The organism is Pedobacter aquatilis (assembly GCF_032678425.1).
In the GTDB taxonomy this organism is placed as follows: Bacteria; Bacteroidota; Bacteroidia; order Sphingobacteriales; family Sphingobacteriaceae; genus Pedobacter; species Pedobacter aquatilis_B.
In genome coordinates this window covers 1307349-1324359 of record NZ_JAVTSG010000001.1, presented here as the reverse complement: position 1 = coordinate 1324359, position 17011 = coordinate 1307349, and the positions used below count along the sequence as shown (strand labels likewise).

At 36.2% G+C, this 17011-nt stretch carries 15 protein-coding genes; 6 read left to right on the top strand and 9 right to left on the bottom strand.

Features of this window, described 5'->3' with window-relative positions; translation table 11 throughout:
• The first annotated feature begins 114 nt into the window (after positions 1 to 114).
• Complete coding sequence (locus R2Q16_RS05625) at positions 115 to 438, top strand: heavy metal-binding domain-containing protein (protein ID WP_316735655.1); 324 nt, start codon at positions 115 to 117, stop codon at positions 436 to 438.
• 84 nt (positions 439 to 522) lie between these two features.
• On the opposite strand, the gene pfkA is transcribed toward R2Q16_RS05625, so the two are convergent.
• The 4 genes from pfkA to R2Q16_RS05605 all read right to left on the bottom strand — a co-directional run bounded on the left by pfkA (position 523) and on the right by R2Q16_RS05605 (position 4559).
• A complete protein-coding gene (gene pfkA, locus R2Q16_RS05620) occupies positions 523 to 1506 on the bottom strand; it encodes a 6-phosphofructokinase (RefSeq protein WP_316735653.1) in 984 nt (327 codons plus the stop codon).
• Positions 1499 to 3202 (bottom strand): protein-disulfide reductase DsbD family protein, encoded by a 1704-nt coding sequence (locus R2Q16_RS05615; protein WP_316735652.1) that lies wholly within the window; start codon positions 3200 to 3202, stop codon positions 1499 to 1501. The genes pfkA and R2Q16_RS05615 overlap by 8 nt, the downstream gene beginning before the upstream one ends.
• Positions 3203 to 3325: 123 nt before the next feature.
• On the bottom strand, positions 3326 to 3775 hold the full coding sequence (locus R2Q16_RS05610) for a protein-disulfide reductase DsbD domain-containing protein (protein WP_316735651.1): 450 nt from the start codon (positions 3773 to 3775) through the stop codon (positions 3326 to 3328).
• 7 nt (positions 3776 to 3782) lie between these two features.
• On the bottom strand, positions 3783 to 4559 hold the full coding sequence (locus R2Q16_RS05605; RefSeq protein ID WP_316735650.1) for a biotin--[acetyl-CoA-carboxylase] ligase: 777 nt from the start codon (positions 4557 to 4559) through the stop codon (positions 3783 to 3785).
• Between the two features lie 44 nt (positions 4560 to 4603).
• Between R2Q16_RS05605 and rsfS the strand changes: the two genes are divergently transcribed.
• The 4 genes from rsfS to R2Q16_RS05585 all read left to right on the top strand — a co-directional run bounded on the left by rsfS (position 4604) and on the right by R2Q16_RS05585 (position 8910).
• A complete protein-coding gene (rsfS, locus tag R2Q16_RS05600; protein ID WP_316735649.1) occupies positions 4604 to 4978 on the top strand; it encodes a ribosome silencing factor in 375 nt (124 codons plus the stop codon).
• Between the two features lie 25 nt (positions 4979 to 5003).
• Positions 5004 to 7031 carry an ATP-dependent zinc metalloprotease FtsH gene (gene ftsH, locus R2Q16_RS05595; RefSeq protein WP_316735648.1) on the top strand — a complete coding sequence of 676 codons (2028 nt, stop codon included), beginning with the start codon at positions 5004 to 5006 and terminating at the stop codon, positions 7029 to 7031.
• Between the two features lie 89 nt (positions 7032 to 7120).
• On the top strand, positions 7121 to 7765 hold the full coding sequence (locus tag R2Q16_RS05590) for a lactate utilization protein C (RefSeq protein WP_316735647.1): 645 nt from the start codon (positions 7121 to 7123) through the stop codon (positions 7763 to 7765).
• A gap of 71 nt (positions 7766 to 7836) precedes the next feature.
• Positions 7837 to 8910, top strand: coding sequence for a ketoacyl-ACP synthase III (locus tag R2Q16_RS05585; RefSeq protein ID WP_316735646.1), 1074 nt, complete (start codon positions 7837 to 7839; stop codon positions 8908 to 8910).
• On the opposite strand, the gene R2Q16_RS05580 is transcribed toward R2Q16_RS05585, so the two are convergent.
• The 5 genes from R2Q16_RS05580 to R2Q16_RS05560 all read right to left on the bottom strand — a co-directional run bounded on the left by R2Q16_RS05580 (position 8907) and on the right by R2Q16_RS05560 (position 13431).
• Positions 8907 to 10388: a tetratricopeptide repeat protein gene (locus R2Q16_RS05580; RefSeq protein ID WP_316735645.1), complete on the bottom strand. Its 1482-nt coding sequence runs from the start codon at positions 10386 to 10388 to the stop codon at positions 8907 to 8909. The two genes, R2Q16_RS05585 and R2Q16_RS05580, sit on opposite strands and share 4 nt — an antisense overlap.
• A gap of 143 nt (positions 10389 to 10531) precedes the next feature.
• Positions 10532 to 11275, bottom strand: a complete 744-nt coding sequence (locus tag R2Q16_RS05575) for a zinc ribbon domain-containing protein (RefSeq protein ID WP_316735644.1) — start codon at positions 11273 to 11275, stop codon at positions 10532 to 10534.
• Entirely contained in the window at positions 11275 to 12372 is a 1098-nt protein-coding gene (locus tag R2Q16_RS05570) for a Nif3-like dinuclear metal center hexameric protein (protein ID WP_316735643.1), read from the bottom strand. Before R2Q16_RS05570 ends, R2Q16_RS05575 begins: the two co-directional genes overlap by 1 nt.
• A 383-nt stretch (positions 12373 to 12755) precedes the next feature.
• Positions 12756 to 13124 carry an NINE protein gene (locus tag R2Q16_RS05565; protein ID WP_290240845.1) on the bottom strand — a complete coding sequence of 123 codons (369 nt, stop codon included), beginning with the start codon at positions 13122 to 13124 and terminating at the stop codon, positions 12756 to 12758.
• A gap of 4 nt (positions 13125 to 13128) precedes the next feature.
• Positions 13129 to 13431 (bottom strand): DUF2752 domain-containing protein, encoded by a 303-nt coding sequence (locus R2Q16_RS05560; RefSeq protein WP_316735640.1) that lies wholly within the window; start codon positions 13429 to 13431, stop codon positions 13129 to 13131.
• A 240-nt stretch (positions 13432 to 13671) separates the two neighbouring features.
• On the opposite strand from R2Q16_RS05560, the gene mfd reads away from it, so the two are divergent.
• The gene (gene mfd / locus R2Q16_RS05555; RefSeq protein WP_316735639.1) at positions 13672 to 17010 is read left to right on the top strand and encodes a transcription-repair coupling factor; all 3339 of its coding nucleotides are present in this window, start codon (positions 13672 to 13674) and stop codon (positions 17008 to 17010) included.
• The last annotated feature ends 1 nt before the right edge of the window (position 17011 follow it).

The following is a 17011-nucleotide window of genomic DNA, read 5'->3' as shown; positions in this document are numbered from 1 at the left end:
AGATTGAAACGGAAAGCGGGACGGAATAAACCTAATAGCATTAAGCCAAGCTTTTCAAAAAAAATTGTAACATTTTAAGAAAATCATATTCTAAATATCAAAAAAATCGAAACTATGTTAGTAACCACAACGCCTTCTGTTGAGGGCAAGAAAATAGTAAAATACATTGGCTTGGTAACGGGTGAAACCATTATTGGTGCCAATATTTTCAAAGATATGTTTGCAGGGATAAGGGATATTGTTGGCGGCCGTTCTGGCTCTTACGAGCGTGTTTTGCGTGAGGGTAAAGACATTGCGGTTAATGAAATGCAACAATATGCTGCCGCGATGGGCGCAAATGCTATTGTTGGTGTAGATTTAGACTACGAAACGGTTGGAACGGGCGGCAGCATGCTTATGGTTACGGCTAGTGGTACCGCAGTAATTTTAGAAGATTAAAAAATTGTTTCGGAGTAAGCCGAGCATAAATGAGAAAGTCCTTCCGGTGCGGGAAGGACTTTTCTTTTTGCAGTATTTTTATTTTTAAAAAGATAAAATATCAATCAGTTTCAACCATTTCGAGCTTACTTTTTCAGCATCAATGTGTTTAATTGCATGATCGAAAGGAGTAAAAACTATTTCTCGGTTCATTTGTCCCGCCATCACACTTCTCTCGCCATTTATTAAACCTTCTACAGCAGCTACACCTAATTGGCTGGCCAAAACCCTATCCATACAACTTGGTTTTCCACCACGCTGAATGTGCCCTAGAACTGAAACCTTTGTATCGTAATGCGGATATTTTTCTTGTAAAATTTCGCCAACCTTAAAAGCGCCACCGGTATCATCTCCTTCGGCAACAATAATAATTTTAGAGGCTTTATCTTTACGACTATGCTCTAATTTATGTAAAATGTCATCGGCATTCATGTTTGCTTCCGGAATCATAATCGCCTCAGCACCAACACCAATACCACTACGCAAAGCGATTAATCCAGAATCGCGACCCATAACCTCTACAATGAAAAGCCTGTCGTGAGATTCGGCCGTATCTCTAATTCTATCAACCGCATCGATAACCGTATTAATTGCAGAATCATAGCCAATGGTCAGATCGGTTCCAGCTAAATCATTGTCAATTGTACCTGGCAAACCGATTATAGGGAAGTCAAATTCTTGCGCAAAGATATTTGCACCAGTGAATGTTCCATCACCACCGATAACCACTAAAGCATCGATGCCTCTGTTTTTTAAATTATTGTAAGCGGTTTGTCTGCCTTCTGTGGTTCTAAAAGCATCGCTACGAGCCGTTTTTAAAATTGTACCGCCTCTTTGAATAATATTTGCAACAGATTTACGATCCATTGGCAAAGCATCATCATTGATTAAACCTTCGTATCCACGAAGAAAACCTGTTACTTCAATGTCGTAATAGATTGAAGCTCTTACTACAGCTCTAATTGCGGCATTCATGCCCGGAGAATCGCCTCCGGAGGTTAAAACACCAATGTTTTTTATCTTATTCATTTGTTTGTTTCTTGGCAAATTCCGATAATCCCTTATCGAGATATTGCAAATATTTTTCTATGTCAAATTCAACTCCTATTGGCGGAGTTACTAATTCTTTTTCATCGGTACCCAAAAGTACATAATATGGTTGCGAAATCGTATTAAATCTTTCAGCTTGTAGATGTTTAAATTTTTTACCTACTGTATTTACCTTCGCCGGGCTGTCTTTTGAACCTAACACAACCGATTCAAACTGTTCATTTTCAGGCAAATCAGTTTTATCATCGGTATATAAAGAAACTACAATGTAATCTTCTTTTAATTTTTTCAGTACACGGGGATCAGACCATACTCTGGCTTCCATTTCTCGGCAATTAACGCATCCGTGACCTGTAAAATCCAAAAATAATGGTTTTTTAACTTCTTTAGCATAAGCCAATGCTTCTTCGTAATCAAAGAATCCATCAATATTATGTGGAATGTGAAGGAAATCAGCATATTTCCTTTTTGCATGAGCAACGGCAGGAGCAGCAGATGCACTTTCCTGACCAATTACAAAATCTTGTGTAGATAATGGCGGAACCAATGCGCTAACCGCCTTTAAAGGTGCACCAAATAAACCCGGAATTAAGTAAAAAGCAAACGCAAAAGCGGCGCCACCTAAAAATAATGTAGGTATTGACACATAAGAGACATCACTATCGTGAGAAAATTTGATTTTTCCTAACAAATAAAAACCAAGGATAAACGCGATAACAATCCAGATTGAAATGAAAACCTCGCGGTCTAAAATCCCCCAATGGTAAGCCAAATCTGCGGTTGATAGAAACTTTAGTGCTAAGGCAATTTCTAAGAAACCTAAAACAACTTTTACGGAATTTAACCAGCCACCGGATTTTGGCAAAGAAGTTAACCAACTTGGGAATATTGCAAAAACTGTAAAAATTAGTGCTAATGATAATGAGAAGCCAAACATTGCCACAACTGGCGCTAAGTAATCTCCGGTGCTACTTACAGCAACCAACACAGAACCAATAACCGGACCAGTACATGAAAATGAAACAACGGCTAAAGTTGCCGCCATGAAAAATATCCCACCTAAACCCCTAGAGTCTGATTTTGAATCAATTTTATTAACAAACGAACTTGGTAAAGTAATTTCAAACGCACCCAAAAATGAGATACCAAAGATGAGCAATACTGCAAATATGAATATGTTAAATATGCCATCAGTAGCTAACTCATTTAAAGCACCTGCACCAAAAATCAAGGTGATGATAAAGCCAAGCGCAACATAAATTACAATGATTGATAAGCCATAAATGATTGCGCCTCTTATTCCTTTTCCTTTTGTTTCAGCTCTTTTAGTAAAAAAACTTATAGTTAAAGGCACCATTGGGTAAATACAAGGCAAGAAAAACGCGATAAAGCCACCAATTAATCCAGCAATAAAAATTGTCCAAAGTGAGTCTTTAACAGTTTCAGCTGCTTTTGGCGCATCAACGGCTTTAATAGCTTTGGTTGTGTTTTTGGGTACTGAATCTTTTATTTCATTATTCGCAGCTTTATCTTCTGCTGAGCCAACTTCTGTAAATTGAATATCATCAGGTACACTTGCAGTAACAGTGTCTTGTTGATTTTGTGCATTACCTTTTGCAATCGGCAATGCGGTCAGCATCGCAAAAAACATAAGTAACAATATAACCTTTTTCATTGTGTGTGTTTTGAAATGGCGAAATTAAGGAAAACGTTCAATGTTGAAGAACCATCAATATAGATTTTACTTTAAACAGAAAGAGTTCCGAATTATCGGAACTCTTTCTGTTTATTCTTAAGTTTATTTTACAGGAATGCTGAATTCAACTTCTTCCGGAGGAAGACATTCTCTATCGTTACAAGTCATAAACTCTACTTTACCTTTTACTGCAGTTGTGCTTTTATTTAATTTAATTTTCTGCTGAAAAATAACCTGATTTTCAAAATAACTAACGTTCATTTTAAAAGTATTTTCGTATTTGGTTATTGCCTTAGGTTCTGCTGTCTTACCAACAAGGCTATAATCTTTAGAAGGCACAAATGCGAAAGTTGTTTTTACTGGTCCGCCGCTCTTAACATTTTGCGAATAAATATGCCATTTATCATCAATAGAAGCTTTGATATATAATACCGCTTCCGTTTTACTTACTTTTTTTGCAACGTAAGACCATGTTACGGGTCTTTCTATTTGAGCAAATGCGCCCACAATAGTAAAGAGCACTAAAGAAAGTGCCAAGGTGATTTTTTTCATTGTGTGTTTATTTTGTGTGTATGTACTCTATTTCTTTAAAATTGAATTCGTGTATTTCTCCATCAATTTCCATAGCTAAAATACCGTTTTCTCGAACGCCTTTTATAATTCCTTCAAAAACCTGACCGTTTTGCTTGTATTTGGCGACGGTTTCAAAGTTTAAAAGTTGTTTTAAGTAGGCATTCTGAAGAAAACTATACTTCTCTGCTTTCAAATTTAGATAGTATTTCTCCATATAAACGAATATTTTTTCCATTACAAGCTGTAAATCAACATTCTTATGTAAAATTTGAAATACAGAGGTGGCTTTGTCATTCAATTCTGGTAGAAATCGTTCTTGATTAATATTCAAACCAAAGCCAATTACCGATGATTTTAAAATAGAACCTGACAGTGAATTTTCTATCAATATGCCGCCAAGTTTTTTGCCTTTGTAATAGATATCGTTAGGCCACTTTACATTTACTTCATGGCGTAAAAAAAAAGATAATGCTTCACTTATGGCCACACTGACCACAATATTCAAATAAAACTGCTTTTGGATAGGTAAAAAGGCAGGCTTTAAAAATACACTTGCACTAATGTTTTTGCATGGTTCGGTTTGCCAAATTGTATTCTGTTGTCCTCTACCTGCAAATTGATGGTCTGCCATAATTACAGTACCTTCTGTTAATGGCTCGGAATTTGAAGCCAAATTCTTTAAATAATTGTTAGTAGAATCAACCTCTTTTAATTTGATGATATTTTGACCAACAAATAGTGTTGAAAAAGTGTTATTTTGCAAGTGTTGAATTTATAGTATTTTAATTCCAAAATTAAAGCATTTTAATGGTAAAAAAGAAAATTGTAAACCTTTCTACATACCTTTCTGAGTTAGCCGTTCATGGTATTCAGGAAAAAAAGGGGGAAGATATAGTGCGGTTAGACCTTCGTAATATCCACAGCTCTGTTGCCGATTTTTTTATTATTTGCAGCGCCAATTCTGGTACGCAGGTAAAAGCTATTGCGGATAGTGTAGAAAAGGAGATATATAAAGCCACTCAGGCAGATCCTAGACATAAAGAAGGTTTCGAATCGGCAGATTGGATAATATTAGATTATTTTGATGTGGTTGTGCACATTTTTAAAACCGAGAAGCGCCACTTTTATGGCATTGAAGAATTATGGGGCGATGCTGAAAGCACAAATTACCAAAGCGCTTAACCATTCAAAATTTTGAAAAACAGAAATGAACGATAATCAAAATACAAACGAAAACAAACCGGGAAAGAAATTACCAAACATTCCTAAGAAACCCCAAAAAGGACCAAAATTTAATATTTTTTGGGTTTACGCAGCTATAATTATTGCAATTGTAGCCGCACAGTATTTCTTCACTGGCGATACGACTAAGAAAATTGATTACAACGATTTTGCTTCTAAAATGCTTTTAAAAGGCGATGTTCAACGCATTGTTGCCTATAAATCGGAAGATTTAGTTAAAGTTGAAGTCTTCATCAAAAAAGATAGTTTAGAAAAGAAGCCTCTTTATAAAGATTTTAAATCAAAAAACTCATTCGGTTCAGCAACCGGACCAACTTTTTATTTTAATGAAGGAAGTTTTGATGCATTAGATAAAAAACTTGCAGAAACACAGAAAAACCTTCCAGCTGATCAACAAATTCCTGCAGAAAAAGATACTCGTAGCAATCCATTAGCGAGCTGGTTTTTGAGTATTATTCTTCCGGTATTATTATTAATCGGTTTTTGGATATTTATGATGCGCAGAATGGGCGGTGGTGCTGGTGGCGGTGGTCAGATTTTCAGCATTGGAAAATCAAAAGCAACATTGTTTGATGAAAAAAATGATTTAAAAGTAACATTTAAAGATGTTGCCGGACTTGAAGGTGCAAAAGAAGAGATTCAGGAAATTGTAGAGTTCTTAAAAAATCCTCAAAAATATACCGTTTTAGGTGGTAAAATTCCTAAGGGCGCTTTGCTTGTCGGTTCTCCAGGTACAGGTAAAACTTTATTAGCAAAAGCGGTTGCCGGTGAAGCTCAAGTTCCATTTTTCTCGCTTTCAGGTTCTGATTTCGTAGAAATGTTTGTTGGGGTTGGTGCTTCTCGTGTTAGAGATTTATTTAAGCAAGCAAAAGATAAATCACCTTGTATTATTTTTATCGATGAGATTGATGCGATTGGTCGTGCTCGTGGTAAAAATGGTGTAATGGGTGGAAATGATGAACGTGAGAATACATTAAATCAACTTTTAGTTGAGATGGATGGTTTTGGCACCAACACACACGTTATAATTTTGGCGGCTACAAACCGTGCTGACGTTTTAGATAAAGCTTTATTAAGAGCTGGTCGTTTTGACAGACAAATTTATGTTGACTTACCAGATGTTAGAGAGCGTAAAGAAATTTTCGAAGTTCACCTTAAACCAATTAAAATGGCAGAAGGTTTAGATACCGAATTTTTAGCGAAACAAACACCTGGTTTCTCAGGAGCAGATATCGCGAATGTTTGTAACGAAGCGGCTTTAATTGCTGCAAGAAAAAATAAATCTGCGGTAGATAAGCAAGACTTTTTAGATGCCGTGGACAGAATTGTTGGTGGTTTAGAAAAGAAAAACAAAATTGTAACACCTTCAGAGAAAAGAGCAATTGCGATTCATGAAGCTGGCCACGCAACTGTTAGTTGGATGTTAGAACATGCTGCACCACTTATCAAAGTTACAATTGTACCTCGCGGACAAAGCTTAGGTGCAGCCTGGTATTTGCCTGAAGAACGTTTAATCGTTCGTCCGCACCAAATGCTTGATGAAATGTGCGCTACGATGGGTGGCCGTGCAGCTGAGAAAGTAATTTTTGATACGATTTCTACAGGTGCCCTGAGCGATTTAGAAAAAGTAAACAAACAAGCCAGAGCAATGATTACCATTTATGGCTTGAATGATAAGCTTGGAAATATTACTTATTACGATTCTTCAGGTCAAAACGAATATAATTTCAACAAACCTTATTCGGAAGAAACTGCCTTACTTATTGATAAAGAAATTTCTGCTTTAATTGAGGGGCAATATCAAAGAGCGATTAACTTATTGGAAGAAAATAAAGATAAATTAATTCAACTGGCTGATATTTTAATTGAGAAAGAAGTATTGTTTAAGGATGATTTAGAAACCATTTTTGGAAAACGCCTTTTTGTTTCTGAGAATGCAGTAGAAACTCCGCATGGTTCCGGAACAAATAATATTCCTCCTATTGAGGCTTAACGGAAAAATAAATCCTTTTAAAAAATAACATTTATGCATAAGTTTGAAACCTTGGATTTCTACATCCAAGGTTTTATTTTTTTAGGTTGATGAAAGACAATACTACGGCGAAGGAGCAAATGCTAAAAAAGATAAGAAAAGCGCTTTTAGAAAAGCGTGAAAATCCTTATCCAAATTTGGAAGAATCACCTCTGTACAAAAAAAACACGGATGAATTGGAGGTTTTATTTGCAGAACAACTCAGCGCCGTTGCTGGAAATTTTATCTTTTGCGAGGATGGGATTGATTTTTTTGAAAATATGCTTCAACTCGCTGACCAGTACAAATGGCGCAAAATTTATTGTTGGGAACCAGAATTGCAGGTTTTCCTTTCGAAGTATGAATTTCCATTTTACCAAACCGACAAAGATTTCGACCAAGCAGAAGTAGGTATCACTTTGTGCGAATCTTTAATTGCCAGAAATGGAAGCGTCATGGTGAGTAATCAAGGCGCAGCCGGTAGAAGATTAAGTATTTTTCCTCACCATCATATTGTCATTGCTAAAACCAGTCAACTTGTTTTAGATTTGAAAGATGCTTTTCAAATGCTTAAGAACAAATATGGAAACCAAATCCCATCAATGATTAGCAATATCACAGGCCCAAGCAGAACCGCTGATATTGAAAAAACGTTGGTTTTAGGTGCACACGGCCCAAAAGAGCTTTTTGTTTTTTTAATTGATGATTTTAGTTAAAAAATTTTCATTTATAATTTATTAACCATAGTTTTATACTACATACCGTTTTAGTATGTGGTATTATAATTATGAGCACAACAATAAATACGGTAATAACCGGAACCGGGAGTTATATTCCTGAGAATATAATTTCTGGAAATGAGTTTCTAAATTCTGTCTTTTTTGAGAACGGTAATCGCTTAGAAAAGGAAAATTCTGAAATCATTCATAAATTCTCTGAGATTACAGAAATTGTTGAACGACGCTATGCTTGTCCGGATCAATTAAGCAATCAAATTGGTGCAAAAGCAGCTGAAAAGGCAATCGAAAACGCCGGCATTGATAAAGAAACGTTAGACTACATCATCTTCTGTCATAATTTTGGAGATATTCCATTAAATAGTAATCGTATTGATGTTTTGCCATCGTTAGCATCAAAGGTAAAACAACAATTGGGCATTCTTAACCCGGATTGTGTAGCTTATGATATTATTTTTGGCTGCCCAGGTTGGGTTCAAGGTGCAATACAAGCCGATTATTTTATAAAAAGCGGCGATGCAAAACGGGTTTTGGTTATCGGTGCCGAAACACTATCCAGAATTATCGACCCACATGATAGAGACAGCATGATTTTCTCTGACGGTGCAGGCGCAGTAATATTTGAGGCTCAAACAGATGCTAAACAAGGCATACTTGCTCATAAAACAGAAACACACGCCGTAAACTACGGCAATTTGTTAACCATGGGCAAAGGTTCTCACCCAGAAGAAACAAGTGGCAACTTTTATCTTAAAATGAATGGACGCAAACTCTACGAATTTGCAGTGGTTCAAGTGCCTCAGGTTATTAAAAAGGCCATTGATAAAGCCGGTTTAAGTGTTGAAGATGTAAACATTGTGTTTGTACATCAAGCTAATGGTAAAATGGACACCGCGATAATGAAACGTCTATTTAAACTTTATGGCTTAGATACTGTACCTGAGAACCTTGTTCCAATGACTATTTCATGGTTAGGGAACAGCAGCGTTGCAACTGTTCCAACCTTATTAGATTTAGTGCTTAAAGAGCAAGTAAAGGGCTATAAAGTAAAAAAAGGTGATATAGCTGTATTTGCTTCTGTCGGCGCAGGAATGCACATCAATGCTTTTGTTTATAGATTTTAATTAAGCCGTTTTAACCCGGCTTTTGCCTGGCTTTCAATACTGTTTTCGTACTCATGATTTCTCATGCCGATAGCTGTATTGAAAGCCTCTTTCGCTTTTATCTTATTTCCCTTTTTCTCGTAAACCTTACCCATTTGCAGGGCTGCATTGGCCGCAAAGAAATATTTTAAATTTCTGCCCTGATTTATCGTAGATTGATAATAATTAATTGCGGCATCATCTTTACCTAAATCATCATTAATACGCCCCATTCGATAAGTAAACTCTGTTTTATCCTTTTCAGATGAATAATTTCCAATCTCTTTGTCATCAAGCTGTTGAAGTGCTTTGGTAAAATACCCACCATCAAAAAGTAGCCTGGCTTTTAATAAATCAACTGGTGGAGCTGGAGCCGTTGCCTCACTTTGAGCCTGTTTATCCTTATCATAATAGCTGTAGCCACCATCAATAACTTTCTTTGCATATGATGAATAACCACTTCTGTCGCCTTTTAAGAGTGCTATCCATCCTAATCTAAGATTTGAATCTTTAATGTAATTAACGCCTTTGTTCGTTTGTAAAAACTTATTCAAATAATTTGCCGCATTCAAGTCTAATTTATTTAAGTGCGCTACGCCTTCCAAATATTCCAGATAAGGGAATGGCTGATAAATAGGTCCCTCTGGGCGTTTTGCCAAAATTGAAATTGCTTCTTCGTTGTGGCCAGTTTTAATGCAAATGTAGCCTTGTAAATAGCTTTTTAATAAGCTAGAATCGGCAATACGCTCTGTAAACTTCATGGTTTTTGCATACGCAGACGGGCTATGCGCAACATCACTTAAAACATAGGAATAATAAAAAACCAACTCTTCGTAAAATGGCTCGTAAGATGTTTTTGGCAAGCTTTCAGATAGCCTATCCAACATATTTAAACCATTTTGTAAATTCCCTTTTATGCCGAATGTTGCAAGTGTACTTTTTAAAGCGCCATCAGGTAAATTGCCCATAACTGCGTTAATTAAGCCCAATCCTTTTGTATTAAGCACAAAGTTTGGAAACTTCTTTGCGTTTTCTTGCAGCAAATTATTTGCCCTGCGTATTTCTAATGCAGCGTTGAAATACTCTCCAAAACGACCTCTTGCTAAAGCCCACTGAAGATTTATTTCTGCCTGGGCGTAAAGATAATACGGAGAGTTTTTATCATCATCACTAATTTTATCTAAGCGGGCAGATTTGTTACTCTTTAATCTATCGAAATCAGCCTTGCTATCTGATGTTATCAGAACGAAATAATCTACATAATTTTCCAATAGAGGAATAATCGAATTATTTGGTCTAAGTTTTTTTTCTGTTGAGATGTATGCTCTGGCATTACCAAGTTTTAACTCAAAAATACTTTTGTAAGCATTAAGGCAATTGGCATTAAAATCAAAATTTGAAAACGCAGAAAAAGGAGTTAAGAGAGCGATTAGAAAAAGTAATCGTAAGCTTTTAGTCATGCTATAATATTCGGGTGTAAATTTTAATGCTTATGAGCAAATATTGTTCCCGAAATTAAATATAACTACAATTACATTGGTTTTTGCGTTAAAAACAAAAAAGCCTCGAAAATTTCGAGGCTTTTTAAAATTTCTATTTCGGATTAAGCTTCCGCAACTTCTTGAGTTAAAGCCTCATCAACCAAAATACGTCCGCAATGCTCGCAAACGATAATTTTTTTACGTTGACGAATATCTAATTGACGTTGAGGTGGAATCTGGTTAAAACATCCTGAACAAGAATCGCGATCGATAGTTACAACAGCTAAACCATTTACAGCATTTTTGCGTAAACGTTTGTAAGCAACTAATAAACGATCTTCGATATTTGGCTCCGATTTATCAGCTTTAGCCTGTAAAGCTTGCTCTTCTTTCTCAGTTTCACCAGTAATTACGTCCAATTCGCTTTTCTTAGTTTCCAAATCTTTCTTTCTACCTTCTAAGTCAGTCAATGCTGCCTGATAAATTTCAGTTTTTGAGGTAATTTCGAAACCGTGTTCTTTAATTTTCTTTTCAGAAACCTGAATATCTAATCCTTGTATTTCAATTTCTTTAGTTAAAGCATCGTATTCACGGTTGTTTTTAACTTCTTTTAATTGAGAATCGTATCTTTTAATAGCTGCTTGCGCATCTTTAATTGTGTTTTTACGGGTAACGATAGAATCTTCAAGATCATCAAGTTCTGCCTTAATTTTCTGGATTCTGGTTTCTAATCCTAACACATCGTCCTCTAAGTCGGCAACTTCCATTGGAAGCTCACCTCTAACCTGACGGATTTTATCGATTTTTGTGTGGATATTTTGTAATTCGTATAAAGCTTTTAGCTTTTGTTCTACGGTTTGTTCCATTAAAACAAGTAATTTATGGGGTTTGTATTTTGCTCCGTTAAACGGATTGCAAAGTTAGTAAATTTTTTCTGAATAATTTCAACCAATAAATTTGATGTAAATTGTTCAGTTTCAAAGTGTCCGATGTCTGCAATGATGATTTTTTCTTCTGCATCAAAAAACTCATGATATTTAAAATCGGCAGTAATAAATGCATCGGCTCCTGCAGCAATAGCTTCTTTTAAAAGAAAACTGCCAGAACCACCACAAACCGCAACTTTTTTAATCCTTTTAGGTAAAACCGATGTATGGCGAACAACTTTGGCATTCATTTTATCTTTAACCATATGGAGGAAGTCATAGGTTTCCATATCATATTCCAACCAGCCCAACATACCCGAACCGACTTGTTGATGTTTGTTTTCAAGGTTATAAATATCGTAAGCTACTTCCTCATAAGGATGGTTTTCGAAAAGTGCGACCAAAATTTTTCTTTGCGCCTGTATCGGATAAATAGTTTCTATCCGCACTTCAGCTTCATGATGCTGTACTCCTTTCTCGCCAACATAAGGATCTGCAGATTCGTTTCCTTTAAAAGTTCCTGTTCCGTTGGTATTGAAGCTGGTTTCACTATAATTACCAATATTACCTGCTCCTGCATAAAATAGCGCCTGGCGCAGTTGTTCTGCTTGCGCCTGCGGACAGAATGTTACCAATTTCTTTAAAATTCCGGATTTTGGTGCCAAAACTTTTATTCCTGTTAAACCCAATCTTTCGCATATTCGGGCATTTACACCCGTGTGCACACTATCCAAATTGGTATGTATTGCATATAAAGCAACATTATTTTTAATGGCTTTTAACACAACTCGTTCTACATAGTTTTTCCCGTTGAATTTTTTTAAGCCTTTGAAAACAATTGGATGATGGGTGATGATAAGATTACAACCAGTTGAAATTGCTTCATCAACAATTTTCTCTACACAATCAAGGGCTACTAAAGCTGCACGAATTTCCATATTTGGATCGCCAACAATTAAACCAGAATTGTCATAATCTTCCTGGTAATTTAACGGTGCAATGCTTTCGAGGTAATTGGTAATTTCTGATAATCTCATGGTATAAAGATAGAAAATTTGAGGTTTTTGTTTAGGAGGAAATAAATTTAGACACCCTGCTTTTTTGAGAGGAAATTTATTCGCCGTCATTTCGAGCGAAGCCGAGAACCGCGAAGTGCTCAGCGAAGCTAAATCTTTTATAATGGAATCATAATGTTCAAAGATCTCTCTGTTCCGCTGCGCTTCAATCGAGATGACGACATTTCGAACCATCGTCTTTTAATTCTTAAACAATCCTTGCAACCTAAACCCGATAGAAATGAAAAGCCCGCAAACCCGATTCTTCATCGGGTGCGGACTTGAAATGTATAGCGGGACGAACAATAAAAAAGGTTCTGTTGTTGCTTTTCTAATCAATAAATTAGTTGAGCTTTAATATTTGATTATTGAAAACCACCCATTCTAACCATTTGTAAGCTTTCGAAAGCCATTTTTTGGTTATGCTCAAACGCAAGTTGTTTGTGATTAATAATATCTACTATTGAACCGATAAAACACAAGCCAATGGTAAATAAGTAAAGTAACCCCATTCCGATTTGACCAATGATGAAACGTTGTAACCCGGGAACCACCAATAAACCGATGATACAGAAAATTAGCATATCTGATGGGTTTTTTCTCTTGCTGCTGTAAACCATCAGAAAGTTGCGCAATTGTTGCTCGGTTAAACCTGTAGTTGCTTGTTGTAAGTATGAAAATTCTTCTGGCGTTATACCTGGTAACGACATTAGAGGTGATTGATAAATATCCATAATGCTATATTTTTGATATTGTGTGCTTGTTTTGTGTTATGTTGTTAATTAAAACTATTATTCTGTAACCAATAATTGCCAGCGCCGGAAAACCAAACCAATGTTGTTTAAAACTTTCGCTAAATTCTCCGTGGAAAATATGGCTTATCGATCGGCCTAATCCGCAACCGGGGCACCAACTTTCAAAACCTAAATTTGCCAGTGGGCAAAGTGTAAAATGATGTTCATGAGCATTGGATGTTGCCAATAATACTAAAGCTGTAATCCAGAAAAATAATTCTATCGGAAAGCTTTTAAAGTATTTCATTATTTATCAATTTATATGGTTTAGAGGCCTTTAGAAATATATTGTTACAGGATTTTGCCTTATTTCGACCAATTGCCAATAATTCACGACAAATGACTTTTTTGATTCGAAGAGTTCGAGTTCATGGATTTGAGATGATTTGTTTTAAAAATCAAAAGTATGTAAAAAACCTTAATGCTGGTTCATGGTTAATTGTATTATAAAAACACCAATTGATAAATAAACCTTAAATTTGTATTAGTGAACATCCGCGATTTAATAAACCGATACAAAACCGACGATAGGGTTACTGCCTTTACAAAAGCTTTAAATGCAGCAAAGAACCCAAAAATTCAATTAAGAGGATTGGTAGGCTCTGCCGATGCCGTTGTGGCACTTTCTTCTTACTTTCTGCTACACAAACCTTTATTATTTGTTTTTCCCGATAGGGAAGAGGCGGCTTATTTTCAGTCGGATTTAGAAAGCGTGCTGGATAAACAGGTTTTATTGTTTCCATCTTCTTACCGTAAATCTTTTGATTTTACCCAAGTTGATACTGCAAATGTTTTGGCTCGTGCCGAAGTTTTAAATGAGCTTAACCATGATTCAGAATATGGAAAAATAGTGGTTTCTTATCCTGAAGCGATTGCAGAGAAAGTTATCGATCGTTCTGCGTTAGAAAAAAACACTTTAGAAATTGCCGTTGGCGCTAAACTCGGCATCGATTTTATTAATGAATTTTTAATTGATTATGATTTCGACCGTCGTGATTTTGTTTACGAACCGGGGCAGTTTTCCATCCGTGGTGGTATTGTAGATATTTTTTCTTTTTCTTCGGATTTACCTTTCCGTATTGAGTTTTTTGGCGATGAAGTGGAAAGCATCCGCAGTTTTGATATTGAAAGTCAGCTTTCGGTTACCGATACAAAATCGCTTACCATTGTGCCAAATGTGCAGGCTAAGTTTTTAACTGAAAGTAATATTAGCATTTTAGATTACATTGATGCCGATACCCAACTTTGGTTTAAGGATATAGAATTTACGCTTGATATTGTAAAAGCAGGCTTTAAAAAAGCTGTTGAACTTTGGAAAGCTTTATCGGCAAATGATAAGGCCCAAAACCCAGAGTGGATTGACCCGAAATTTGCTTTTACCGACGAAAAACTACTTGGCGATCACCTTCAGGATTTCCCGATAATTGAATTTGGTAAACAATTTTTTTATCAAACTGATAATCGTTTTGATTTTGAAACTCGTCCGCAACCTTCTTTTAATAAAGATTTTAACCTACTGATTCACAATTTAAAAGAAAACGAAAAAGCTGGAATTGTTAACTTTATTTTTACTGATTCGCCTAAACAAATTGAGCGTTTATATGCCATTTTAGACGACATTGATAAAAGCGCCAAGTTTACGCCAATAAACAGCATGTTGCGTGAGGGTTTTGTTGATGCGCAAATTCAAACCGCTTTCTACACCGACCACCAGATTTTTGACCGTTACTATAAATACAAGCTTAAAAAAGGTTATCAGAAAAGTCAAGCCATTACCTTAAAAGATTTGAGGGAGCTCAAATCTGGCGATTACGTTACCCACATTGATCACGGAATTGGTAAATATGCAGGTTTAGAGAAAGTTGAAGTTAATGGCAAAGTGCAGGAAATGATTCGTTTGATTTATGCAGACAACGATTTGCTTTACGTAAACATTAACTCACTAAATCGCATCGCGAAGTATAGCGGCAAGGAAAGTGGTGTTCCAAAAATGAATAAGTTAGGTACCGATGCCTGGGACAAATTAAAAAAAACTACTAAAAAAAAAGTTAAAGACATTGCCCGGGATTTGATTAAGCTTTATGCCATTCGCAAAACGCAGGCTGGCACGGCTTTTTCTCCCGATGGATATCTACAAACTGAGTTAGAGGCTTCGTTTATTTATGAGGATACGCCCGACCAACTGAAGGCTACTCAAGATGTAAAGAAAGACATGGAATCGCCACACCCAATGGATAGGTTGGTTTGTGGTGATGTTGGTTTTGGTAAAACAGAAATTGCTGTTCGTGCTGCTTTTAAGGCCGTGGCAGAAGGTAAACAAGCCGCAATTTTGGTTCCAACAACTATTTTAGCTTTACAGCATTTTAAAACTTTTTCTTCGCGTTTAAAAGATTTTCCGGTTACGGTAGATTATATAAATCGCTTTAAAACAAACAAACAGATTAAAGATACGCTTGCCGAAGCAGCAGATGGTAAGGTTGATATTTTGATTGGTACACATCGCTTGCTAAGCAAAGATGTGAAGTTTAAAGACCTCGGCATCATGATTATTGATGAAGAGCAAAAATTTGGTGTAACCGCAAAAGAAAAGTTGAAAGCTTTACGTGTAAATGTTGATACTTTAACCCTAACAGCAACGCCAATTCCAAGAACCTTGCACTTTTCTTTAATGGGCGCAAGAGATTTATCGATAATTAGTACACCACCACCAAACAGGCAGCCAGTTAGTACCGAATTACATGTTTTTAACGATAAATTAATTCAAGAAGCGGTACAGTTTGAATTGGATAGAGGCGGACAGGTTTTCTTTATCCATAACCGGGTAAATGATTTGCCACAACTTGGCGGATTAATTAAAAAGCTTGTGCCAAAGGCCAGAATCGGTATCGCCCATGGGCAATTAGATGGTGATGCACTTGAAGATGTGATGCTCGATTTCATCAACGGAGAAAAAGATGTTTTGGTTGCTACAACCATTATTGAAGCTGGTTTGGATATTCCGAACGCCAATACAATCATCATCAATCACGCACATATGTTTGGTTTAAGCGATTTACATCAGATGCGTGGTCGCGTAGGCCGAAGTAACAAAAAGGCTTTCTGTTATCTTTTATCGCCACCACTTTCAACGTTAACCTCTGAGGCCAGGAAACGCTTGAGTGCCATTGAAGAATTTTCAGATTTGGGCAGTGGTTTTAATGTTGCCATGAGAGATTTAGATATCCGCGGTAGCGGAAATTTATTAGGTGCAGAGCAAAGTGGTTTCATCGCCGAAATTGGCTTCGAAATGTATCATAAAATTTTAGATGAAGCCATTCAGGAATTAAAAGAAGCGGAGTTTAAAGGATTGTTCGAAAATGAGCCTGCTCGTCCGTTTGTAGGTTTTACACAGGTTGATACCGATTTGGAGCTTTACATTCCGGATGCTTACATCACTAATATTACGGAGCGATATAATCTCTACACCGAATTATCTAAACTGGAAAACGAAACGGATTTAGCCATATTTGAAAAGCATTTGGCCGATAGATTTGGTCCTGTGCCGCCTCAAGTTAAAACGATGTTGAGCGTAGTAAAACTACAGTGGCTAGGTAAAAAACTAGGTTTCGAAAAAATCAGTTTTAAGAAAAACACTTTGCGTGGTTACTTTTTAAATGATAAACAATCGAAATATTTTGATACGGAAACGTTTAGCAAAATTTTAGGTTTTGCTCAAAATCATCCACGAATGTGTAATTTAAAAGAGGTTAAAAACACATTGCGTATTGCTTTTGACAATATTAACAATGTTGAAGAAGCAATTCAGGTGTTAGAACTAATTGATTAAG